Raw genomic sequence first — 22,398 nt, forward strand, 5'->3', positions numbered from 1 at the left:
TACAGGTAACTTTTCGGATGTTTTTACCCAACCAACTTTCTCAATCAAAACTTGTTTTTCTTTTACTTTTAACTTGACATTATCATTGTAAAAAGAGAGGTTTGCTTTCCTTCTGCTTTTGAATCGTGGTTTATCAGCCAGTCCCTTGAAAAATCGCTTATATGCTTCACAAGCATCTTTAATCGCTTGTTTGGCTATATTATTTGAAACATCGTACAACCAAGCATATTCTTCAGTCTGCTTTAATACAGTTAATTCTTTCCGTAAAAAACCGTCTGATATGAACTTTCCGCCATTCTTGTAATTCTCTTCTTGCTTCGCCAGTGTCCAATTATAAGCCCATCTTGCCGTACCAACAGATTTCCAAAGTTGCAATTCTTGTTCTTTATTCGGCTTGATTCTCACTTTCTTCGCAAGCATCATTTTCCAGCAACCCCTTAACCATCTTCTTAGCTTATTTCCCCTTGAAGATGGCAATTAGTTTGTTCTATCCTACCTGCCTTTTTTGCAAAATCACCAATTGAATATACTTTCATATTTTTCATCCCATGAAACTACTTTACCCCGGCGACAATTTTTCATCTACAAATATTTTATCACTAATTATATATTTTTGTAGATATACACTAACTGTTTCTTCCCTTCTTTCACTTCTGCTACCTTGCATACATTTAATCATAATACAGTGAAATCAAAAATAAAATAAAAACAGTGAATCTTTTACTGAAAGGAGCAAGCATATGATTCAAATTGTAACTGTTCGTAGCGGTGATAGCGTATATAGCTTGGCATCAAAGTATGGATCAACACCTGATGAAATAGTAAAGGACAATGGATTAAATCCAGCTGAAACACTCGTTGTTGGTCAGGCACTTATCGTTAATACGAAAGGGAATAATTATTATGTACAGCCTGGTGACAGCCTATATCGAATTTCTCAAACATATAATGTCCCCCTCGCTAGTTTAGCTAAAGTTAATAATTTATCTTTAAAATCTATTCTCCATGTCGGACAACAATTATACGTACCAAAAGGTACAAAACGAGCTGTAGAATCCATCGCTTATTTACAGCCTTCCACTATACCGATTAAAGAGAGTTTAGTTAATGCTACACGTGCCATCAATCCATTCTTAACATACTTAGCTTATTTTAGTTTTGAGGCAAAAAGAGATGGCACATTAAAAGAACCTACTGAAACAGCTAAAATCGCTAATATTGCAACGCAAGGTAAAACAATCCCTATGCTCGTTATTACAAATATTGAAAATGGTAATTTCAGTGCCGATCTAACATCGGTTATTTTACGCGACGCAACGATTCAAAACAAATTTATTACTAACATTTTGCAAACAGCTGAGAAATATGGCATGCGAGACATTCATTTCGATTTCGAGAGTGTAGCACCTGAAGACCGCGAAGCGTATAATCGTTTTTTACGAAATGTAAAAACACGCTTACCTAGCGGGTACACATTGAGCACAACTCTCGTACCGAAAACAAGTTCAAATCAAAAGGGAAAATTTTTCGAAGCTCACGATTATAAAGCGCAAGGGCAGATTGTTGATTTCGTCGTCATTATGACATATGACTGGGGATGGCAGGGCGGGCCACCGATGGCGATTTCTCCTATCGGTCCGGTGAAAGAAGTACTTCAATATGCAAAATCTCAAATGCCTCCCCAAAAAATTATGATGGGGCAAAATTTATACGGGTTTGATTGGAAGCTTCCATTTAAACAAGGAAATCCACCCGCAAAAGCAATTAGCTCTGTCGCAGCTGTTGCACTAGCTCGTAAATATAATGTTCCTATTCGTTATGATTTCACAGCCCAAGCTCCTCATTTTAATTATTTTGATGAAAATGGTGTTCAACACGAAGTTTGGTTTGAAGATTCACGGTCTGTTCAAAGCAAATTCAATTTAATGAAAGAACAAGGTATAGGCGGTATTAGTTACTGGAAGATTGGCTTACCATTCCCGCAAAATTGGCGTTTACTCGTTGAAAATTTTACGATTACGAAAAAGGGCTGACATAAGTCAGCCCTTTTTGACTATTAAAAATCCGTCACAAAAAGAAGAATGACAACATTCTCCCTTTTTTAACCGTTATCAACAATCGGTTGTTTGCCTGTTTGGTCTTGCATTTGCTTTCCTTTATTGCCACCAGCTTTTTTTGATTGTGTTCCAATATGATTCGGTGCAAAGTCTTTTGAATTCTTTTTCGGATTACCCATTACTATCGCCTCCTTAACACTAGTATCGTACTAGTGTTAAGAATTATTCAGCTTGCTTAAAAAGTTTCATTTCATAACGTTTTTCAATGCGCTCTTCAATGCGATCAATTGCATCACGATCACTTAATAATTGTTGTTTATTTTCTTTCACAAGTTCGTCAAATGATTTACGGCGACTTCTTCTCATGCTGTTCACCCTCTCTCCTTCGCATTCTTACTATACATAGTATGAGCAAATGAAAAACTCTTTAATCAGATTTGTAAGAAAATTTTATGTTTTAGTACTCCTAAAAAAACTCCGTGTACAACTTCTTGTACACGGAGTTTTTTATACCATTATATTTAAATATTCTTTTAGCTTTTCATCTGCATTCATTTCACTTTGTTTATACTCACTTAGCGCTTGCAGTACGAAATCATACTGTCCTAAAATATAACTTTCTAATTTCAGGACATCCTCTAAGCTATTAAGCATAATTCTCGTATTACCAACTTCACTTTTTAACGCGGGTTCACAATTTAAACTCGTACATATTTCTTTCACATCATCTTCTAATATCTCTGTTAATACATATTTCTTTCTCCCTCTTACTTTTATTCTCATAACTGGGTAAAAAGCTTTTATGTCTACATAGCTTCCTACATTCATACAACGAATCCATTCGATATCACGTTTATTTCGTACAAGTATCTTTTTTACTGCTTCATATACTGCTGTTTCATCAAGTACTTCCGTATTCGATTTCCTGTTTGTTTCTTCTTCAATAGATGCACATTTTTGATAAACAACTGCACACGTAATACAATCATCAAATGCATTATGAGAACTTAAACGAATTCCAAGCATTCGCTTTAACGTTTCAAGTTTATGATTTGGCGCGTGCTTCATATATTTCTTTGCTAAAAACACAGTATCAATCACTTTATTTTTAGGTTCCGGTAACCCAAGCATATTTACATTACTTTTCAAAAAGCGCATATCAAAAGATGCATTATGAGCGACAATTACATTTGTATGTAAAAATGCTAAAAATAAAGGTAATACTTCTTCAATCGTCGGTGCATCTGAAACACGATAATTTGTAATACCTGTTAAACTCGTTATTCGGTCCGGAATTGAACGCTCTGGATTCACATAGGAAACAAATTGATCTACTAGTTCATGATTACGATATTTCACCGCTGCAACTTGAATAATTTTATCATTATAAGGGTTAAATCCTGTTGTTTCAAAATCAATTACAACATAATCTAACGGTAAGGATACATTCCCCACTCCATACACTCCTTTATCTCTAAACGTTTATATTTCTTACATCATATCATGAAGTTATTACTACTTGAAAAAGAAAAGGCAGAAATGGGAACTCTCCACCTCTACCTTTTCACCATTATTTTAATTTAGCAACCCTTTTCTCCATCTCTTTTTGCGTCATCGGTCCAATGAACTTATCTTGAATGACACCTTTCGTATCTATAAAATACGAAGTTGGAATCGTAATTACTTTATACGCTGTTGTCACATCAATGTTCTTGTCCAATAAAATAGGAAAAGTAATTCCTTTTTCCTTAGCAAAATTGCTTACCTTTTCTACTCCCCCACCCTTTTCTGAAGGCGTATAATTTATTGCTAAAATTTCTACGTTTTCTTTATGTTCTTTATAGAAAGCTTCCATATCAGGCATTTCTTGCTGGCAAGGTCCACACCACGTTGCCCAAAAGTTTAAAATTACTTTCTTTCCTTTTAAATCCGATAACTTTACATTCGTTCCATCTAACTTCGTTAATGCAAAGTCTGGTGCACTCTTCCCTATTTCAATACCATTACTTGCAATCATCTCTTTCATAGCAGCTTCACTTTTTTCTTGCTCCCCTTGTACCGCCTGGTCTTTTTTACCAAACTGTTCATAAGCTGCATATCCCGCTAAACAAAGTAACACTACAATAATCGTAAGCTTCCGCCACATTTTATATCACCCTAACGTATTTATCTTCTTATTAACCTAATTACCCAAATACTATATACCTTATTTTAGCTTATACGGACAAGCTTGGAAATATTCACAGTCAAAATAATTAGAATATTCTTATTTAAAGTGCAATTTTTTCCTTTTTATCATATAATTAGAAAAACAAATGAAGTGCCGCTTATCTTCTTATCGACCCATTCACCTTTTTACTTTCTTATATAATCTTTAACAAAAGGGGGATCGTTTATGAATTCATTCGAAAAAATAACATTATATATTCTTAGTTTTCTTTTATACCCAATCGGTATTATTACATGGATCATTTCACTCTTTAGTAAAGATCTTGAAAAAAAGAAAATAGGGCGTATTTGTCTCTACGTCTCTCTAATCTCATTCGTCCTTTTTGTAATCCTCGGAATTGCCACTTTCCTTATGACCGCTACTTTTAACGTTGATCTGAATCACTCGGAATCTATCGAGTATCAAATAGATGACGCTGAATAAAGATAAGAGCGGTACTCTTATCTTTATTCACATCACTTGCAAAACGAATGACTATTTATTAATTTTTCAGGACTTCCACATGCAACAATACTTCCTTCTCTCATTATGACAACACGATCTGCTAGTATCGCTTTCTCTACATCATGTGTTGCCACAATTCGTGTTACATCTCTTCCTAATCCTTCTATCATATTCCAAACAGTTTCTTGATTGCTCGAATCTAATCCCGCAGTCGGTTCATCTAAAATAATAAGATTCGGATTTGAAACAATGGCACGTAATAATGCAAGACGTTTCCTTTCCCCTCCCGAAAACTCTTCTCCGCTTTTATGTAGTACAGTTTCAATCCCTTCTGATAAATCTCTAATAATCGATTTCACATTTACAAGTTCAATATTTTTTTCTAATTGATTTTCTAAATACTCTTCTCCGAAATGCACATTCTCTTTTACTGTGGTCCGAAAGAAACGAGGTTCTTGCCACACTGTAGCCATACGAGCCTCATTACCATAATAAACAATGCTACCGTTAGATGGTTTATACAAACCTGTCATTAATTTTAAAATCGTCGTCTTTCCTGCACCACTTTCTCCCACAATCATAACGAGTTCACCAGGATTAATTTGCAAATCAATGTTTTTTATCCTACATTTCTCTTCATCACTCTCCTGAAATGAAACATTCGTTACCGTCATCCCCATCGCTCTTTCTACATGACTATTTGCCACTCGTTTATCTAAAAAGAAGAAAACTCTACTTGCCGAAGCAACTGCAACTTGTGTCATCATTAATAAATCTCCCACATAGCGGACAGGGAAAAAGAGCATCTCTATTGTAGCTAACACTGCAACAAGTGAACCAACTTCCATTTCGCCCTGCATTATTTTTTGCGCACCTATAATGAGAACAACGATATATGCTCCTGTTTCAATCACTGTTCCAACTACTCCAATGCAATGTTGCATCATCGTCTTCTTTACTTCTGCTTTATAAGATTTTACTGTCACTCCTTTAAATAAGCCAATTGCCCAGCTCTCTTTTTGCAAACTACGTAAATCTTGTGCTCCTTTTACAAACTGTGACACCATCTCTACAACACTTGATTGATTCTTTTGAGCAATGCTTGCAATGTTTCTTACCTTTTTTCCCGCCAACATCGGAACCGTTGCACTTAAAAATAAAAACGGAGTTACCCACAATATGAACTGCATATCTATATGTTGTAGTGCTATGAGTGCACCAATAAATTGGGCAATAGCGTGTATATATTCTATTAATATGGATCCATATAATCTGACCCAGTTCGGAATATCAGACACGACTAATGTCTCTAACTCTCCTCCCTTAATCTTCTCACTCTCTTCAAACGGTAATGAGAAGAAATGACGCAATACCTCTATACGCTTCTCTCGTAATATTTGCTGACTCGCTTTTGAACTTACATAATCAAATGAAAGATTGTTCACCCACATCAACAAGCGGCTAGCTGCAAACAAAGTAATGTAAAGATACGCCTCCTTTAACTCTCGTTGAATAAGGTTATCTACAATTAATCCCATGAATAGTGGACGAGATAAATTTAAAATAGCAGCAAAGCATCCACTACATACAGCTGCTATTACTAATAATTTTTCTTTCTGTAACGGTAACAATATTCTTTTATATTCTTTCATGATGTTCCCTCCATTTTTATAGTAAAAAGAAAGGGATGAAACCAAATGGTTTCATCCCTTTCCATAAAATAAGGAAGCTAACAGTTGTTAGCTTCCTTATCGTTCATTTCAATTATTTAGTTCGACACTTTTGACTCTTCGATTTTCTCACGAAGAACCATTTGTAGGATACCACCGTGACGGTAGTAGTCAATTTCAACTTCACTATCGAAACGAGCTACTACTTCAAATTGTTTTTCGTTGCCATCTGCATCAGTTGCAACTACTTTTACAAGATCACGTGGTCTAACTGTTTTGTCAATTTGAATTTCAAATGACTCGTTACCAACAAGACCTAACGTTTCAGCGCTATCGCCATCTTTAAATTGAAGTGGTAATACACCCATTAATACTAGGTTACTACGGTGAATACGTTCGAAGCTTTCTGCGATTACTGCTTTAATACCTAATAAGTTTGTACCTTTCGCAGCCCAGTCACGAGAACTTCCCATACCGTAATCTTTACCAGCAACAACTAGAAGACCTGTGCCATCTTCTTTATATTTCATAGCAGCATCATAGATTGATGTTACTTCACCAGTTGGCCAATATGTTGTGTATCCGCCTTCTGTTCCTGGTGCGATTTGGTTTTTAATACGGATGTTCGCGAATGTACCACGCATCATAACTTCGTGGTTACCACGACGAGAACCGTAAGAGTTAAAGTCAACAGGTTGTACGCCGTTTTCTAATAAGTAGCGTCCTGCTGGTGTATGCTTACCAATTGAACCTGCTGGTGAAATATGGTCTGTCGTTACAGAGTCTCCAAATTTACCAACTATGCGTAAATCTGATAACGTTTCAACTTCACCTGGCTCTTTAGATAATCCTTCAAAGAACGGTGGGTTTTGAATATAAGTTGAATCATTATCCCAAGTATATAAAGCTTCATTTGAAGTTTGGATTTCATTCCAGCGCTCATTGCTGTTAAATACTTGTGCATATTCTTTCTTGAACAGTTCAGATGTAACAACGTTTTGAACTACATCTTCAATTTCTTTAGCTGATGGCCAAATGTCCTTGAAGTAAACAGCATTGCCATTTGCATCTTTACCGATTGCATCATTTTTCAGGTCAATATCAACAGTACCTGCAAGTGCATATGCCACAACAAGTGGTGGTGATGCTAAGTAGTTTGCTTTTACAAGTGGATGAATACGACCTTCAAAGTTACGGTTACCAGATAAAACAGATGTTACTAATAAATCGTTTGCTGCGATTGCTTCTTCTAATTCCTCTGCTAACGGACCAGAGTTACCGATACAAGTCGTACAACCGTAACCAACTGTTTGGAAACCTAATTGATCTAAATATGTCGTTAAACCTGATTTATCTAAGTACTCAGTAACAACTTTAGATCCTGGTGCTAATGATGTTTTTACGTACTCAGGTACTACAAGCCCTTTTTCAATTGCTTTCTTCGCAACTAAACCTGCCCCAATTAATACGTATGGGTTTGATGTATTTGTACAGCTTGTAATTGCAGCGATTGCAATTGCACCTGTTTTCATCGTTACTTCTTTATCTTCTAATGTAACCTTCACTTCTTTATCGAACTCTTGCTCATTAAATCCAAGTCCTTGTGTTCCAACTGGTGCTACAACAGCTTTATGGAACGCATCTTTCATATCTGAAAGTGGAATTAAATCTTGTGGGCGTTTCGGTCCAGAAAGGTTAGATTCGATTGTATTTAAATCAATTTCAACAAGATCAGTGTAAATTGGATCTTTGCTGTCTGCTGTATAGAATAAACCATTTGCTTTACAGTATTCTTCAACAATGCGAATTTGCTCTTCATCTCTACCTGTTAAACGTAAGTATTCTAATGAAATATCGTCAATTGGGAAGAATCCACAAGTTGCACCGTATTCTGGTGCCATGTTTGAAATTGTTGCACGGTCAGCTAAAGGCATGCTCTTTAGTCCATTACCGAAGAACTCAACGAATTTACCAACTACACCTTTTTGACGTAATACTTGTGTTACTTTTAATGCAACGTCAGTTGCTGTAGTACCACTTGGAAGTGTACCAGTTAATTTCACACCGATTACTTCAGGTACTGGGAAGTATGAAGGCTGTCCAAGCATTCCTGCTTCCGCTTCAATACCACCAACGCCCCATCCAAGAACGCCGATACCGTTAATCATTGTTGTATGTGAGTCTGTTCCAACTAATGAATCTGGGTATGCAACTAAGTCACCTTCAGCATTTTTCACAGCATGAACAACTGGTGCTAAATATTCAAGGTTTACTTGGTGTACAATACCTGTAGCTGGTGGCACTGCGCGATAGTTATCAAATGATTTTTGTGCCCAGCTTAAAAATTTATAACGTTCTTCATTACGTTTAAACTCTAAGTCCATGTTGAATGCAAGCGCGTCTGCCGTACCCGCTCTATCAACCTGTACAGAGTGGTCAATTACAAGGTCTACAGTAATTTCTGGATTAATTTTATCAGGATCCCCGCCCATATCTGCCATTGCTTTACGAAGCGAAGCCAAATCTACAACAGCTGGAACACCAGTGAAATCTTGTAAAATTACACGAGATGGTTTAAATGGAACATCGATATCTTGCACATCTTTCGTTCCCCATTTCGCTAAATTTGTAACATGTTCTTCTGTAATTACACGTCCGTCTACTTGACGAAGTACTGATTCAAGTAAAACTTTCACGGAATATGGTAATTGAGATACGTTGCCAACCCCTGTATTTTCAAGCGCTTTCAAATCATAATAATGATACGTTTTTCCATCTACTTCAAAAGTTGCACGTGATTGAAATGGATTATGTTTGACCATTATGTTTCCCCCCTGTTAAACGTGGCTAAGTTGTCTGAATATAAAATGTAGACAAACTTTTCAATACCTTACGATAATATCTTATTACAACTTTCTAAATAAGTAAATAATAAGAAACTTATAGATTATCATAAGTTTTCTTTATGTTTCTAAATTTGAATAGTGTTCACGCTCCTTATGAATACTATTACCATAAAGTAAAGTGCTCTATTAGTGCTTTACTTACAGTTCATACATACTATGAACTGCTCATCATTCAACATACAAAAAATATTATAGAGGTGAAATAAAATGGGTAAAAGAAAAGCAAATCATACTATTTCAGGAATGAATGCAGCATCTGCACAAGGACAAGCAACTGGTTACAATGAAGAATTTGCAAACGAACCTTTAACTCCAGCAGAGCGACAAAATAATAAAAAACGTAAAAAGAACCAGTAACGAAAAATCCCAAAAGGCATATTTTCCTTTTGGGATTTTTTCTAATGTTTATAACGTAGTAATTCCGAAACCGTTACAAATCGATATCCTTGTTTTTTCAGCTCAGGTAAAATTTTTGCTAGCGCTGCTACTGTTTGACTACGATCATTTCCTCCATCATGTAATAATACAATATCTCCACTTTTAGCATTTTTCACTACATGATTTACAATGGATTCAACCCCTGGATTCGCCCAATCACGTGGATCTTGATGCCACGACCATAGAACAGTTTGATAACCAGCTTCTTTCGCTGTTTTAAATACAGCATCGTTAATATATCCGCCAGGCGGACGGAATAGTAAAGGTTCTTTCACCCATTTTTTAAAAAATTTCTTTCCATCTAAAATATCATTTTCTAATTTTTCATCTGATGAATTACTCGCATACAAATGGTTCATCGTATGATTTCCAATTTCATGTCCCTCTTTTAACACTTGTTTCACTAAATATGGATTACGCTGAACTCGAAATCCAATCATAAAAAAAGTCGCTTCTGCTTTATATTGACGTAATAAATGTAAAATTTGTGTTGTATAAGTCGGATCTGGTCCATCATCAAATGTAATGGCAATAATCTTTTCATTATTAGGTACTTCCCATGTTACATAGCCAGTTGGTTCTAGCTCTTTTCTGAGCAACATTTTCGCTTCCACTTTTTCCACTTGAAATATATGTACTGCGCATAATAAAGAAAAAACCACTAAAAAAATTTTCTGTTTTAGCATAATGTTCATTAAAGTAGGAGGTTGTCGAATACACAACAACCTCATTTACTTTTCTAATTGATCTACATTTCGCATAATGTTTTGGAGATTATTTTCGTATTGCTCAAGTTGTGGACGTTGTGTTTCTGAAGCTACTTCTAACGCATTTTGAATCTGTTCATACGCTTCCTGAACCTCTTGGCGTAATTCTTTTAGATCATGACCGTAGTTTGGATCATTTTTCACAATGTTGTTAAATGCATGTTCTGCTTGTGTAACTCCTTGCTGCGCTGCTTGAAAAGCTTGTTGTTTATCTTTATGATATGGCATTATATAATCCCCTTTCCATAATAGTTAGTCCCATTTATCTTTACCTTTTTTTCTAAAAACATTCTCGTATAAATTTGCAAACTTCTCTCATTCTAAAGATAAAGAGGAGGTGTCACATACAATGGGAAAAAACAATCGTGAAGCGAAAGAAAAAAAGGGACAACCTGAACCATTAAGCGGATCTCATAAAGTAAAAAACCGTAACCATTCACGCCAAAAAAATCATGCACATCATGATATGTAAAACAAAAGGCTCACACTAGCTACCTTTGCCACATACAATGTTTATATTTTTCCATTTATTCTTCACCCCTACTTCATTCATGCATAACATAGTATGAATTGAGATTTTACGGAGGGTGTCTTACATGGGCAAGAAAAAGAAGGATTGTCTTTTTCATGTTGATGGTTTCGAAGAATGGATGGATCAATTTTGTTCTGATTCTTGTAGTAACTTTAGTTTCCCAAATCAAATTCATATTGATCTTTGCGAAACTGAACAAGAGTACATTTTGGAAACAGATGTACCAAATGTATCCGAACAAAATGTAGTTATTAAAAAGATGGAGACAGGCCTAAATATTTGCATACTTCATAATAATAGTTCTTTGCAACGGATCATTCCTTTACCCGCTACTATTATTTATAAGAAGATGCTAGCCTGCTTAGAGAATGGATATTTAGCCATTCATATTTCCAAAAATGAAGTTGCTAATAAACATGAAAAAAAAGTTCTTTTTCAAATTGAGAATTAAAATAAAGTAAAGCTTTAATCAATGGGAGTTTTACTGCCCGCAAATGCGGGATAAATACAAAAATAAGCCCCAGTCATCTGCTGGGGCTTATTTTATTTCGCATGTAATTCTAAATTACAATTTCTATCATATCTTTTTTTCAATAAACCTTTTGTAACTACAAGTACAGGAAATGCTACAGTTGAAAATATAGCTAGTGCTGAAAATACTACAAACCCATTTTGATACCCGTAGTAATCGAGAAGCACTCCCCCAAACCATGGACCAATTACTGCTCCAATCCCTGAAAATCCCATTGCTCCAAAATATGTTCCTTTTAAATGTGAAACAGCTATATCATCAATAAATACATCTGTCATGGAAAACATTAAAACTTCTCCAATTGTAAAAATAATTGTGCAGACAGCAGCACCTAGCGTAGATTCTACTATTCCAAATCCAAACAATCCTCCGCTCACAAATAAAGTTCCCACCATAATTGATGTTAACGGTGTATACTTTTTACATATTTGAATAACAGGGTATTGAATTACGACTACAACAATCGCATTTAAAGCTAATATATACGAAAACAATGTCACTCCATCCTGAAATATATGTGCATTTGCAAAATATTGAGATACTGTTGTCGTTAAGTGTGAAAAGCCACAATTACTCAAAATAATACCGACTAAAGCAACTAAAAATACGACATCCTTTCGCAATATACGAACTGCATTTAACATTGTGACAGGCTTTTCTGTATTTACTTTCTTTTTTTCAATTGGATACTTTTTAAATTGGAACGCTAATATAGCTGTATATAGAATGTATACTCCAGCTGCTACTAAAAAAGGAATTGTAGATTTTGCACTTCCAATCTGTAACCCGACAAGTGGGCCAATCGCTACTCCAACATTTATTGCACCGTAACGCAAATTATATACGAGTAAACGATACTCTGGTTTCGTTAAATCTGATAATAATGCTCTTGACGTCGGCTCAAAAAAAGATCGACATAATCCATTTAAAGCATTTAATAAAAAGAAACTTAAAACATGATTTGCAAATGAAAAACCTATAAATACAAACACCCAAACGATCATGGACCATATTATAATCATGTTTCGGCCGAATCGATCCGATAAATTCCCTCCGATAAAACTAGCAAACACTCCAACAAGTGCACTCGTTCCGATAATAGCACCCGTCATTCCAGCCGATACGCCTTTAACAGTCGTTAAATAAATTGCTAAAAAAGGAATACTCATTGACGTGGCGAACCTCGCAAATAAAGTACCTATTATAATTGTCATTCCAAGCGGATGAATCTGTTGTAACTTCCCCTTCATCTCTAACCTACTCTCCCTTTTCCTACAAAAAAAAGAAAGCAAAGGATCTGCTTTCTTTTCCCTTTTTATACTTGAGATGTTTGTACCCGAGCTGTTCTCGTTATGTCCATATCAATTCCATATGTAAACTGTAATTCCTTACAAACATCTTTAATTAAAATCGCGACATTATACGTTTCATTAAATTGTAAAACTATGCTTTCTACTTCTTCGTATGTATACTTATATTCTCCTGTAATGACACTTTTTAAATCAAAGCATTCATTTATACAAAGTTGTACAAGCAGCTGGTCATATTTCTCTATTACATCTTCTTTCTTCCACAGTAACTCTTTTACATATAACCGATCAAACTTTACACTTTCTCGATTACAATCCGTTAAAATCCGGGTCATTTCATTTAATTCTCGATACAATTCAGAAATATTTTTGCTTAAACTAAGAAGTTTATCTACGCCGTTTTCATATAACATATTCATTCCACCCCCGCATTTTCTTTTTCTTATTATAGCAAGAAAATTCTAAAAATAGTTTCTTTCTTCTGAAATATTAGGAAACTAATTTCAATTGCTTTACAATGAAACTAGTGAACGCGAAAGGGGAAAGAAAATTGGAGCAAAAATTATATTACACTGACGCTTATAAGCAAGACTTTACTACAAAAGTTATAAAGCAAGATTATGATAAAGACGGTAACTTATACGTCGTTTTAAACGAGACCGCATTTTATCCGACAGGTGGCGGACAACCGCATGATACTGGCACATTAAATGATATCGATGTAATCAATGTAGAAGAGGTACATGGAGAAATTCTTCACTTCATTGTAGAAAAATTACATACAGAAGAAGTAGAAGGTAAAATCAATTGGGAGCGCCGTTTTGATCATATGCAGCAACATGCGGCTCAGCACATTTTATCTGCTGCTTTTTGGGACCATTTTAACATACCTACGATTGGATTCCATCTCGGAAAAGAAACGGTAACAATTGATTTAGAAACAGAAAATCTTCATGCGGAAACGGTTGAAAAAGCAGTACACATTGCAAACAAAATTGTATTTGAAAACCATCCAATCCGCCCCCTGTGGATGAACTTAGAAGAAGCAAAAGCATTACCCCTTCGTAAAGAACCGACTTTATCAGAAAATATACGTGTTGTAATTATCGAAAATTACGACTACAACGGCTGTGGCGGAACGCATCCGAAACGTACAGGTGAAGTAGGGCCTATACAAGTGCTTAGCTGGGAACGCAATAAAGGTGGCATACGATTAACGTTTATCGCTGGCTGGCGCACACTAAAGTTAATGGGGCATCAGCAACAAATTATAAAGGATGTTTCTAAACAATTAAACAGTAGCGAGAGTGATATTCCAGAAAAAGTAGCACAACTTCTTACTTCTCAAAAAGAAAATGAAAAAGCAATACAAACAATGAATGAAAAATTATTATTTGCAGAGGCAAATGAACTACTTCAACAGCCTACGGAAATACATGCCGGCATACTTATTTCTAAAGTATTTACAAATCGTTCTATGCAAGAAATCGCAAAGCTTTCTGCCATTATTACAGAACAACAAGAGCATGCCATTACATATTTCGTTATTGAAAATGAGGACAAACTACAATGCATCCTCGCTTGTGGAAAAACAGTCACGCTCGATATGAATGCTCTTTTAAAAGAGGCACTTCCTACAATTGAGGGAAAAGGTGGCGGAAATAAAAAGAGTGCGCGCGGCGGCGGAAAAGCGCTTATGACTGGGGACAAGTTTTTAAATCAGCTTGTTTCTTCTTTACAGTCGGCAGTATAAAACATGTTTATGAAGGATAGCTAACTGCTATCCTTCAACTATATTTACAAGCCTATATTTTGTTTCAAGCCTTGATAACTCCCTGCACTTGCAAAACCTTCACTTATAAGAGTTATAAAAGTTTCCGAAAAACCATATTGACTTAAATCTTTAATCGGTACCATTTGCACATCTTGAATTGGATTATGATCAAACTCATTAGAAGGTAGCGTAATTTCACCTTCAATCCTTTCAAGCAGAAACGTAATATGTAATAAAGATGGACTAGCATCTGGTTTATCACAAACATAGAGTAGCTTCTTAATTTTAACTTCTAATCCTGTTTCTTCTCTCATTTCTCGAATCATCGCTTCTTCTAACGTTTCACCATTCTCTACCCTTCCCCCAGGTAAAGACCAATTACGATTAGCAACTTTTTGCTTTACTAGCAATACTCTTTCATCTTCAATTAAAATTCCCGTAACACGAACTTGCATTACACTTTCCATATGTAATCTCCTCTTCCCGTTATATTTACAAATTAATCCTTCCACAAAAAGAACATATGTTTTATAATTAAAGAAAATTATGGAAGAAAGAAGTTGTTACATCTATGCGTCCACCTTTAACAAAGTCTATATCACTTGAAGATTTCCAAAACTTTTATTGGTTAAAAGCAGAACTCCAAACATTTTGTCGTGAGCATGGTTTGCCAGCTAGTGGCTCTAAGATTGAAATAACCGAGCGTATCTCACATTATTTACATACTGGTAAAATATTAAAAAACAGCTCTCGTCAAAAGGTGAGTAAAGCTTCCCTCTCTTATAAAGAACTTTCTCTTCAAACAATTATTACTAACAATCACCGCTGCAGCGAAGAAGTTCGTGCTTTTTTCAAAGAAAAAATCGGAACAAACTTCCGCTTTACAGTAGCTCTTCAAAAGTTTTTTAAAGAGAATGTCGGAAAAACATATGAAGACGCGCTAACGTTTTGGTATGAAGAAAGCGAACGAAAAAAAGATCCTACATACAAAACAACTATTAGCGCGCAGTTTGAATACAATCGTTTCACTCGCGATTTTTTCGAAGATCCAAATAATAAAGGAAAATCAAAAGCTGATGCTATCGCTGCTTGGAATGAAATCAAAGCAAAGCCTGGTAGTAATGCTTATGTTCCTCAAAAAGTAGAAAACTAGTTCCTTGCTAGTCTTCTACTTTCTCAAATATTAGCGCAAGCCCTATTCCACCACCAATTCCTAACGTCGCAATTCCATACTTCATATGCTCTCTTTTCGCTTGATAAAACAAACGTGTCACAAGCATAGCTCCAGATGCACCGTACGGATGACCGAGCGCAATTGCACCACCATTTACATTTAATTTTTCGAAAGGAATTTGTAACTCCTTTGCACAAGCAACAACCTTTGAAGCAAATGCTTCATTTATTTCAAAATAATCAATGTCCTCTACTTTCATATTCATTTCGTTTAATAATTTGTTCACCGCAAATATCGGACCCGTCCCGGGAAGATTTGGATCCACTCCAACTACAGCACTACGAACGAAACGAAGAACAGGCTTGTATCCTAATTTTCGGGCTTGCCCCTCTTCCATTACAAGAACGGCACATGCCCCATCATTTACACCGCACGAATTGCCTGCCGTTACTGTACCATTTTGTAAAAATGCAGGCTTTGTTCTTTTAATCATTCTTTCATACTTCATTTCTCGTTTTATAGCTTCGTCTAAGGATCCATTAAACGAAAATATTTCATCTTGTAAATATCCATTTTCTAATGCTTGCAGTGTCCGTTTATAACTAAGACAAGCATACTCGTCCTGCATTTCTCGCGTTATATTATAACGCTCTGCAACATATTCAGCCGCTACTCCCATATTAGGATCTCCAATTGTTTCTGGTGAAAATCGCGCTCTATTTTGAAAAGGTGATGTACTTGTACTCTCTACTCCTCCTGCAATATAACAATTACCTGCCCCGCCTTGAATGAAATGACACGCGGTGCGAATCGCTTCCAATCCGGCACCACATTGCCGGTCAATCGTTACACCAGGAATATGATAGCCAAGTCCTGCTTCTAAAGCAGATAATCTCGCAACATTCCCTCCCGGCCCAACAACATTCCCTAATATAACATCGTCTATTTCTCTCTCAATTCCTTTACTTAAAAACGTAAGAAGCGGCGTTACTAATTGCTGAACTTCATAATCTTTAAACATCCCATTCTTCTTACCAATAGGTGTCCTTTTTGCTTCTACAATAACCGCTCTATTCATATATCTTCTCCCGGTGTTTAATCATATTTTTTGCTGCAATACGAGCGATTTTCCCGCTATCTGTATACGGTATTTCATCTACAAAATGCCATTCTTTCGGTATTTTAAACGAGGATAATCGTTGTAAGCAAAAACTTTTTAATTGTTGCCTCGTAGCACTTCCTTTTACGATGGCGACAGGTTTTTCACCCCAGTAACTATCTTTCACACCAATTACAACTATTTCATCAACAGCTGGGTGTTCATGTAATACACTTTCTATTTCTTCTGGAAAAATATTAATTCCTCCAAATAAAATCATGTTCTTCTCTCTACCCACTATGTATATAAAGCCTTCTTCATCTTCATAACCTACATCTCGCACTGTCATCCAGCCATCCGTAGTCAACTCTGGAACTAAAACCTTATCCAATATGTAGCCCATAAAAAACTGATCACTTTTCACATAAACAGTTCCTATCTCGCCTTTCTGTACTCCTTCTCCTGCTTCGTTACGTATTCGAACTTGAACATTGTGACAAGGTTTTCCTACTGAATTTGGCCTTCTATCGCTCTCTTCATCAACAAGTGCTGTTACAAAACTTAGTTCCGATGCACCGTAAAATTCATATTTTTGCGCATAAGGAAATATACTCTTTATTTTTTCTTTCGCTTCAGCTTCCCATTTCGCTCCTGACGAAATAATTTTCATCCCATTTTCTATTACTCTCTTTTCTTTATATAAAGATTCTAGCATTGTCGGAACTGTATACATGACCGAAATATTTTCTGTTTCTAACTTTTCCAGTACTTGATCTGGAATAAACTTTCTCATAATATGCACCGTTTGCCCTACATATAATGCACTTATTGCGCCGTATAAAAAAAGAGAATGAACGAGCGTCCCAGCTATGAAAATAGAATCTTCTTTTTTCATATGAAAGTCATGTATATTGCAATCAAAACTATGAACCCACGATTGTTGTGCACGTAAAAATGCTTTTGCCTTTCCAGTCGATCCTGATGTAAATCCCATATAAAACGGAGCATGTTGTACATCTTTTACAGGGGCATATGCAGGCAGAGAGTTCTCTATCATTCTTTTCCACTCATCAATTTCAATTACTCTTCCTTCTTTATCCGGTAAATCCTTTACCTTATATCGCTCTGTCACAATCATAGCCGGATTACTGATCGCAATTCTTTCTTTGAGCTCATCCTGTTTCCACTTTATATCTAACGGCACACAAACCCATCCGGCCATAGCAGCACCAGCAAATAGTTGTAAAAACTCCATACTATTTTCTAATACAATTGCTATCGTTTTATTCTGCGATTCTTTTTCATTCAACCAGTTTGCTACTTTACATACTGACTCAAACCATTCTTTAAATGTTAATACTCGATCATTTTCCTTTATTGCTATTTTATTTGTTTGTAAAGAGGCATACTTTTTATATTTTTTTGTAATCCCCATTTGAGACGTCCTTTCTTTACAAAATAATAAAAAGAAACACGCAATGAACGTGTTTCTTCTCTTTCTTATCCCGCATTTGTATATTTCCCACTCTTGAGAGCAGGCGTAATAATATGTTTCAATGAACGATGTAATTTTGTTACAAGAATTGCTGATATAATCGCTTTTATGCAATCACCTGGTAAAAATACGGCACTTACTTTCATCGTCTGCCATATAGAAACATCCATAAAGAAAGCTTGTACAATAATACCAAATACATAAACTACGAAAATACCACCAATTATATTAATACATAATACCTTTATTATAGAAACTTCACGTAAACGCTCAATTAAATAACCAATGACAAACGCTCCAACGATATAACCAAGTAAATATCCTGCACTTGGCCCAACAAATACGCCTGGACCACCGCGTCCACCAGCAAGTAATGGTGCTCCAACTCCAACTATAAGTAAGAAAATAAGCTGACTTAACGCACCAAGACGTGATCCTAACAATCCACCAGCAAGCATAACACCGAGTGATTGTAATGTAATCGGAACTGGTGTAATAGCAAGAGCAATTGGGGGTATTAATCCTAACACTCCCATAATAGAACTAAATAAAGCGACGAAAACTAAGTTTTTTGTATTCATATTTGCTTCTCCTATTTGTAAACTTAAAATGATTTTTAGGTAACATATTATAGGAGTTATATTATCTTTCTATTTAGTCTTTGTCAACTTATTTCAAATATAGGTTTACAAATATTTTTTCAATTATTTCTCTTTATGCAAATGCTCAAGTTCTTTCCGAAGCGCCTGTTTTAAAAACTTCCCAACAGATGTTTTCGGAATTTCCTGCATAAATACAATATCGTCTGGTAACCACCACTTCGCAAACTGTGGTTTTAAAAATTCATATAGTTCTTCTTTTGTAACAGTGCTATTTGCCTTTTGTACAACGCAGGCAACCGGACGCTCTTGCCATTGCGGGTGTGGAACTGCAACAACGGCCGCTTCAAATATAGCATCATGTGCCATTAAAGCATTTTCAAGGTCAACAGAGGAAATCCACTCGCCTCCGCTTTTAATAACATCTTTCGTACGGTCAACAATCTTTACGCAGCCTTCCTCATCGACTGTGACAACATCTCCTGTATATAACCAACCATCACGAAAACCTTCGACCGTACGCTCATCGTTATAATAGCTTTCAGCGATCCATGGCGCTCGTAAACATAATTCTCCCATCTCCGTACCATCCCACTTCACTTCACCATTTGTACCGACTACTTTCATCTCTACACCAGGGACAAGATATCCTTGTTTTGATCGGATTTCTAATTGCTCTTCATACGATAATTCTGTTTCATAACTTTTTAAGCGTGCCAATGTTACTACTGGACTTGTTTCAGTCATACCGTATGCATGCACGAAAGGAACATTATATTTTTGTTCAAATGCTTTAATAATACTTTTCGGTGCAGCTGCACCTCCACATACTATTCGACTCATACTAGATAAATCATAACTATTATTTTCTAACTCTTGTAAAACACCGAGCCAAATTGTCGGCACACCCGCAGCTATCGTTACTTTTTCAGATTGAATCATTTCTAATAAAATTTTCGGAGTAAACATCGGCCCCGGAAGAACTTGTTTTGCCCCAAACCAAGTAGCAGCAAAAGGAAGTCCCCAAGCGTTCACATGAAACATTGGCACAATCGCCATTGCTACATCACTTTCCGATAAAGCTGTCGTATCCGCTAACCCGAGTGCCATACAGTGCAACACCGTACTACGATGCGTATATACAACACCTTTTGGGTTTCCTGTAGTCGCTGACGTATAACACATACCAGCAGGTGTATTTTCATCAATATCTTTTACAAATTGGAAAGTTGGATCGCCTTCTTCTAATAGCTTTTCATAATGATATACAGGTTCTAGCGTAGTATTGGGAAGTTCATCTTTATCAGTCATAATAATGTAGGCTTGTACAGTTGATAATTGTGATTGAATATTTTCAACAAGTGGTACGAGATCTTCATCTATAAGTAGAATTCGATCTTCTGCGTGCTGAATAATATATGAAATATGTTGAGGAGATAAACGAATATTAATTGTGTGTAACACGGAAGCAATACCAGGAATAGCAAAATACGCTTCCACATGTCGATGATGATTCCACGCTAACGTTCCTATACGCTCGCCTTCTTTAATTCCTAATTTTTTTAGCGCACTTGAAAGTCTTCTCGTCCTTTCACCTAACTGCTTATACGTTAACGTCGTAACTGTATCATGTGTCCGTGAAACAATTTCTTTCTTCGAAAACAGTTTCTCTGCTCTTTCCATCATAGAACTAATTGTTAGCGGTACATTCATCATCATATTGGTTACATCCCCCTTTAAAACGTTTTCATTTTTTGTTTATTATAACAGACTTCTACAAATGATTACGACATTTTTCTGTATTTTCTGAATTATTTCTTTGGAAATAATTCAGAAAATACTAAGAGAAAATATATTAAAATTCCTTCTTACGATATATAAATACCGAAATGAAATAAGAGAAGATATATATGATAACGCCAAATATTGTATATAGAATTGAAACGTATACAGATGAATTTAAATTTGATATTGGAAATTGTTCTATTAGATATCCAATTACACTTTGTAATCCAAAATAAGTAACAAGTCCCCCACATGCGCCTCCAATTGTAATAGCATCAGATTTTTCTGCTCCAAAAACATAGAGAAGCGGATAAGCTATTGCTCCGGCATTAAGAATGATGAACGTCCCTAAAGAAACACTCTTAAATATACCATCATCAATTGGTGTATCTGAAACTAAACCATGTACATAAAATATGCCATACGATAATAAAGTACCAATAATTACAACTAAAAAATAGAAAAGATAGTGACTTTGTACAATATTATTTCTAGTAACCGGTAAAGTAAGTACATATTTTTCATACCCCGACTTACTCTCATATTTAATAACCTCAAGTGCAGGAATCGCAGCAAATAAGATAATGAACGTAGCAATTAAACGGTACATTGAAGCATTACCAAAATAAAAAACAAATCCCGCTCCTAATATCGCTATTCCCATGAACATAAAGAAAGTTCGATACACTAGATAATAGTTTGTCAATAATAAACCTTTCATTTATTTTTCACTCCTCGTTAATAAAACACTTATTTCTTCTATCGAAATGGTTCTATGAGCAATCCCACTTGGTAATTTATGCACATCTGATACAAGTACATTGAAATAAGAACCATTATTCCTTTTCACCACAACTATATCTTTGTTGATTAAAGTTAGTTGTTCCTCATTAACATCTACAATGGCATAATTGTCCAAAACCTTATCCTTTTCTTCATTCAATAAAATTTCTCCATCTTTTATAACGATAAGGTGGCTAGCGATTTTTTCTACATCACTCATAATATGAGAAGAAAGTAATATACCACCATTACTTTTACTCACAAAACTTTTTAATTCCTCTAACACCTCCTCCCTAGATGAAGGATCAAGACCTCCTGTAGCTTCATCTAGAATTAATAATTTTGCATTATGCGACAATGCAACAACTATAGATAGTTTCATCGACATTCCACGGGAAAATCTACCTACTTTTTCATTAGTAGGTAAAGAGAAAGAATGAACTAATCGGTAAAAATTTTCTCTATCCCAAGATTCAAACATCTTTTCAAAAACCTTATTTAGTTGTTTTATTGTAAGATGAGCCGGTAGATTCATAGCATCAAATACGACTCCAATCTTCCCCTTATTCTTGGCATCTTTATTTATATTTTCTTCACCAAATATTTTTACTGTACCGCTATCTTTAAAAATTAATTCTAGTACTGTTTTAAATGTTGTTGATTTACCTGCCCCATTGTCACCAATGAATCCAACAATTGCCCCTGATGGCACATTGAATGTAACATCTTTTAAAACAACTTTGCTTCCAAATGATTTACTTAAATTTTTAATTTCTAGAATGTTTGACATCATTTTACTCCCA

The 22,398-nt window shown here is 35.6% G+C and carries 25 protein-coding genes; 7 read left to right on the forward strand and 18 right to left on the reverse strand.

Features of this window, described 5'->3' with window-relative positions; translation table 11 throughout:
- The coding region (locus JDS82_RS24795) for an RNA-guided endonuclease InsQ/TnpB family protein (protein ID WP_199714130.1) at positions 1–423 on the reverse strand (423 nt) is incomplete at its 3' end.
- 317 nt (positions 424–740) lie between these two features.
- On the opposite strand from JDS82_RS24795, the gene JDS82_RS24800 reads away from it, so the two are divergent.
- Positions 741–2,033 (forward strand): glycoside hydrolase family 18 protein, encoded by a 1,293-nt coding sequence (locus JDS82_RS24800; protein WP_000614855.1) that lies wholly within the window; start codon positions 741–743, stop codon positions 2,031–2,033.
- A 68-nt stretch (positions 2,034–2,101) separates the two neighbouring features.
- On the opposite strand, the gene sspN is transcribed toward JDS82_RS24800, so the two are convergent.
- The 4 genes from sspN to JDS82_RS24820 form a co-directional block, all read right to left on the reverse strand.
- Complete coding sequence (gene sspN / locus JDS82_RS24805) at positions 2,102–2,236, reverse strand: acid-soluble spore protein SspN (RefSeq protein WP_000527987.1); 135 nt, start codon at positions 2,234–2,236, stop codon at positions 2,102–2,104.
- Between the two features lie 43 nt (positions 2,237–2,279).
- Positions 2,280–2,423, reverse strand: a complete 144-nt coding sequence (locus JDS82_RS24810) for an FbpB family small basic protein (RefSeq protein ID WP_001254697.1) — start codon at positions 2,421–2,423, stop codon at positions 2,280–2,282.
- Between the two features lie 141 nt (positions 2,424–2,564).
- Positions 2,565–3,512 carry a 3'-5' exonuclease gene (locus tag JDS82_RS24815; RefSeq protein WP_048565893.1) on the reverse strand — a complete coding sequence of 316 codons (948 nt, stop codon included), beginning with the start codon at positions 3,510–3,512 and terminating at the stop codon, positions 2,565–2,567.
- A gap of 115 nt (positions 3,513–3,627) precedes the next feature.
- Positions 3,628–4,203, reverse strand: a complete 576-nt coding sequence (locus JDS82_RS24820) for a redoxin domain-containing protein (RefSeq protein WP_000269058.1) — start codon at positions 4,201–4,203, stop codon at positions 3,628–3,630.
- A gap of 249 nt (positions 4,204–4,452) precedes the next feature.
- On the opposite strand from JDS82_RS24820, the gene JDS82_RS24825 reads away from it, so the two are divergent.
- Positions 4,453–4,710 carry a hypothetical protein gene (locus JDS82_RS24825; protein WP_001083870.1) on the forward strand — a complete coding sequence of 86 codons (258 nt, stop codon included), beginning with the start codon at positions 4,453–4,455 and terminating at the stop codon, positions 4,708–4,710.
- 32 nt (positions 4,711–4,742) lie between these two features.
- Here the strand turns inward: JDS82_RS24825 and JDS82_RS24830 are convergent, their stop codons facing one another.
- Both JDS82_RS24830 and acnA read right to left on the reverse strand, forming a co-directional pair.
- Positions 4,743–6,383 carry an ABC transporter ATP-binding protein gene (locus JDS82_RS24830; RefSeq protein WP_064469923.1) on the reverse strand — a complete coding sequence of 547 codons (1,641 nt, stop codon included), beginning with the start codon at positions 6,381–6,383 and terminating at the stop codon, positions 4,743–4,745.
- 116 nt (positions 6,384–6,499) lie between these two features.
- The gene (gene acnA, locus JDS82_RS24835; protein ID WP_064057576.1) at positions 6,500–9,223 is read right to left on the reverse strand and encodes an aconitate hydratase AcnA; all 2,724 of its coding nucleotides are present in this window, start codon (positions 9,221–9,223) and stop codon (positions 6,500–6,502) included.
- Between the two features lie 291 nt (positions 9,224–9,514).
- Here acnA and sspO point away from each other — a divergent pair, with 291 nt between their 5' ends.
- Entirely contained in the window at positions 9,515–9,664 is a 150-nt protein-coding gene (gene sspO / locus JDS82_RS24840; protein WP_000518050.1) for a small acid-soluble spore protein O, read from the forward strand.
- A gap of 41 nt (positions 9,665–9,705) precedes the next feature.
- Here sspO and pdaB read toward each other — a convergent pair whose 3' ends face one another.
- Both pdaB and JDS82_RS24850 read right to left on the reverse strand, forming a co-directional pair.
- The gene (pdaB, locus tag JDS82_RS24845; protein ID WP_096001630.1) at positions 9,706–10,431 is read right to left on the reverse strand and encodes a polysaccharide deacetylase family sporulation protein PdaB; all 726 of its coding nucleotides are present in this window, start codon (positions 10,429–10,431) and stop codon (positions 9,706–9,708) included.
- Between the two features lie 45 nt (positions 10,432–10,476).
- Positions 10,477–10,740, reverse strand: a complete 264-nt coding sequence (locus JDS82_RS24850) for a hypothetical protein (RefSeq protein ID WP_001146292.1) — start codon at positions 10,738–10,740, stop codon at positions 10,477–10,479.
- 121 nt (positions 10,741–10,861) lie between these two features.
- Between JDS82_RS24850 and JDS82_RS24855 the strand changes: the two genes are divergently transcribed.
- Both JDS82_RS24855 and JDS82_RS24860 read left to right on the forward strand, forming a co-directional pair.
- Entirely contained in the window at positions 10,862–10,984 is a 123-nt protein-coding gene (locus JDS82_RS24855; RefSeq protein ID WP_000517650.1) for a small acid-soluble spore protein P, read from the forward strand.
- A gap of 124 nt (positions 10,985–11,108) precedes the next feature.
- Entirely contained in the window at positions 11,109–11,495 is a 387-nt protein-coding gene (locus JDS82_RS24860; RefSeq protein ID WP_000516738.1) for an Hsp20/alpha crystallin family protein, read from the forward strand.
- Between the two features lie 92 nt (positions 11,496–11,587).
- Here the strand turns inward: JDS82_RS24860 and JDS82_RS24865 are convergent, their stop codons facing one another.
- Both JDS82_RS24865 and JDS82_RS24870 read right to left on the reverse strand, forming a co-directional pair.
- Positions 11,588–12,826 carry an MDR family MFS transporter gene (locus JDS82_RS24865; protein WP_000676841.1) on the reverse strand — a complete coding sequence of 413 codons (1,239 nt, stop codon included), beginning with the start codon at positions 12,824–12,826 and terminating at the stop codon, positions 11,588–11,590.
- 65 nt (positions 12,827–12,891) lie between these two features.
- Complete coding sequence (locus JDS82_RS24870) at positions 12,892–13,299, reverse strand: hypothetical protein (RefSeq protein ID WP_048565890.1); 408 nt, start codon at positions 13,297–13,299, stop codon at positions 12,892–12,894.
- Positions 13,300–13,436: 137 nt separating this feature from the next.
- Between JDS82_RS24870 and JDS82_RS24875 the strand changes: the two genes are divergently transcribed.
- Positions 13,437–14,639 (forward strand): serine-tRNA(Ala) deacylase AlaX, encoded by a 1,203-nt coding sequence (locus tag JDS82_RS24875; protein ID WP_000435904.1) that lies wholly within the window; start codon positions 13,437–13,439, stop codon positions 14,637–14,639.
- Between the two features lie 44 nt (positions 14,640–14,683).
- Here JDS82_RS24875 and JDS82_RS24880 read toward each other — a convergent pair whose 3' ends face one another.
- Positions 14,684–15,127, reverse strand: a complete 444-nt coding sequence (locus JDS82_RS24880; RefSeq protein WP_048565889.1) for an NUDIX hydrolase — start codon at positions 15,125–15,127, stop codon at positions 14,684–14,686.
- Positions 15,128–15,231: 104 nt separating this feature from the next.
- Between JDS82_RS24880 and JDS82_RS24885 the strand changes: the two genes are divergently transcribed.
- Positions 15,232–15,813, forward strand: a complete 582-nt coding sequence (locus JDS82_RS24885) for a DUF6434 domain-containing protein (RefSeq protein WP_199714131.1) — start codon at positions 15,232–15,234, stop codon at positions 15,811–15,813.
- Positions 15,814–15,820: 7 nt separating this feature from the next.
- Here the strand turns inward: JDS82_RS24885 and JDS82_RS24890 are convergent, their stop codons facing one another.
- From JDS82_RS24890 to JDS82_RS24915, 6 genes are all read right to left on the reverse strand, one after another.
- Complete coding sequence (locus tag JDS82_RS24890; RefSeq protein ID WP_001077975.1) at positions 15,821–16,912, reverse strand: acetyl-CoA C-acyltransferase; 1,092 nt, start codon at positions 16,910–16,912, stop codon at positions 15,821–15,823.
- Positions 16,905–18,368: an acyl-CoA synthetase gene (locus JDS82_RS24895; protein WP_048565887.1), complete on the reverse strand. Its 1,464-nt coding sequence runs from the start codon at positions 18,366–18,368 to the stop codon at positions 16,905–16,907. The genes JDS82_RS24890 and JDS82_RS24895 overlap by 8 nt, the downstream gene beginning before the upstream one ends.
- A 65-nt stretch (positions 18,369–18,433) precedes the next feature.
- On the reverse strand, positions 18,434–19,009 hold the full coding sequence (locus JDS82_RS24900) for a biotin transporter BioY (protein ID WP_001093322.1): 576 nt from the start codon (positions 19,007–19,009) through the stop codon (positions 18,434–18,436).
- Positions 19,010–19,132: 123 nt separating this feature from the next.
- The gene (locus JDS82_RS24905) at positions 19,133–20,746 is read right to left on the reverse strand and encodes a long-chain fatty acid--CoA ligase (protein ID WP_064449861.1); all 1,614 of its coding nucleotides are present in this window, start codon (positions 20,744–20,746) and stop codon (positions 19,133–19,135) included.
- A gap of 136 nt (positions 20,747–20,882) precedes the next feature.
- On the reverse strand, positions 20,883–21,533 hold the full coding sequence (locus JDS82_RS24910) for an ABC-2 transporter permease (RefSeq protein ID WP_048562571.1): 651 nt from the start codon (positions 21,531–21,533) through the stop codon (positions 20,883–20,885).
- On the reverse strand, positions 21,534–22,385 hold the full coding sequence (locus JDS82_RS24915) for an ABC transporter ATP-binding protein (protein ID WP_064449860.1): 852 nt from the start codon (positions 22,383–22,385) through the stop codon (positions 21,534–21,536).
- Positions 22,386–22,398: the final 13 nt, after the last annotated feature.

The sequence above is a fragment of the Bacillus cereus group sp. N14 genome, from assembly GCF_016483555.1.
GTDB lineage: Bacteria > Bacillota > Bacilli > Bacillales > Bacillaceae_G > Bacillus_A > Bacillus_A wiedmannii.

Coding starts and splice junctions, on each gene's coding strand:
- JDS82_RS24855 (WP_000517650.1), top strand. CDS start 10,862: ATGGGAAAAAACAATCGTGAAGCGAAAGAAAAAAAGGGACAACCTGAA.
- JDS82_RS24880 (WP_048565889.1), bottom strand. CDS start 15,127: ATGGAAAGTGTAATGCAAGTTCGTGTTACGGGAATTTTAATTGAAGAT.
- JDS82_RS24800 (WP_000614855.1), top strand. CDS start 741: ATGATTCAAATTGTAACTGTTCGTAGCGGTGATAGCGTATATAGCTTG.
- pdaB (WP_096001630.1), bottom strand. CDS start 10,431: ATGCTAAAACAGAAAATTTTTTTAGTGGTTTTTTCTTTATTATGCGCA.
- JDS82_RS24870 (WP_048565890.1), bottom strand. CDS start 13,299: ATGTTATATGAAAACGGCGTAGATAAACTTCTTAGTTTAAGCAAAAAT.
- JDS82_RS24910 (WP_048562571.1), bottom strand. CDS start 21,533: ATGAAAGGTTTATTATTGACAAACTATTATCTAGTGTATCGAACTTTC.
- sspO (WP_000518050.1), top strand. CDS start 9,515: ATGGGTAAAAGAAAAGCAAATCATACTATTTCAGGAATGAATGCAGCA.
- JDS82_RS24890 (WP_001077975.1), bottom strand. CDS start 16,912: ATGAATAGAGCGGTTATTGTAGAAGCAAAAAGGACACCTATTGGTAAG.
- JDS82_RS24900 (WP_001093322.1), bottom strand. CDS start 19,009: ATGAATACAAAAAACTTAGTTTTCGTCGCTTTATTTAGTTCTATTATG.
- JDS82_RS24885 (WP_199714131.1), top strand. CDS start 15,232: ATGCGTCCACCTTTAACAAAGTCTATATCACTTGAAGATTTCCAAAAC.
- JDS82_RS24825 (WP_001083870.1), top strand. CDS start 4,453: ATGAATTCATTCGAAAAAATAACATTATATATTCTTAGTTTTCTTTTA.
- JDS82_RS24860 (WP_000516738.1), top strand. CDS start 11,109: ATGGGCAAGAAAAAGAAGGATTGTCTTTTTCATGTTGATGGTTTCGAA.
- JDS82_RS24905 (WP_064449861.1), bottom strand. CDS start 20,746: ATGATGATGAATGTACCGCTAACAATTAGTTCTATGATGGAAAGAGCA.
- JDS82_RS24865 (WP_000676841.1), bottom strand. CDS start 12,826: ATGAAGGGGAAGTTACAACAGATTCATCCGCTTGGAATGACAATTATA.
- JDS82_RS24830 (WP_064469923.1), bottom strand. CDS start 6,383: ATGAAAGAATATAAAAGAATATTGTTACCGTTACAGAAAGAAAAATTA.
- JDS82_RS24820 (WP_000269058.1), bottom strand. CDS start 4,203: ATGTGGCGGAAGCTTACGATTATTGTAGTGTTACTTTGTTTAGCGGGA.
- sspN (WP_000527987.1), bottom strand. CDS start 2,236: ATGGGTAATCCGAAAAAGAATTCAAAAGACTTTGCACCGAATCATATT.
- acnA (WP_064057576.1), bottom strand. CDS start 9,223: ATGGTCAAACATAATCCATTTCAATCACGTGCAACTTTTGAAGTAGAT.
- JDS82_RS24810 (WP_001254697.1), bottom strand. CDS start 2,423: ATGAGAAGAAGTCGCCGTAAATCATTTGACGAACTTGTGAAAGAAAAT.
- JDS82_RS24850 (WP_001146292.1), bottom strand. CDS start 10,740: ATGCCATATCATAAAGATAAACAACAAGCTTTTCAAGCAGCGCAGCAA.
- JDS82_RS24895 (WP_048565887.1), bottom strand. CDS start 18,368: ATGGGGATTACAAAAAAATATAAAAAGTATGCCTCTTTACAAACAAAT.
- JDS82_RS24915 (WP_064449860.1), bottom strand. CDS start 22,385: ATGTCAAACATTCTAGAAATTAAAAATTTAAGTAAATCATTTGGAAGC.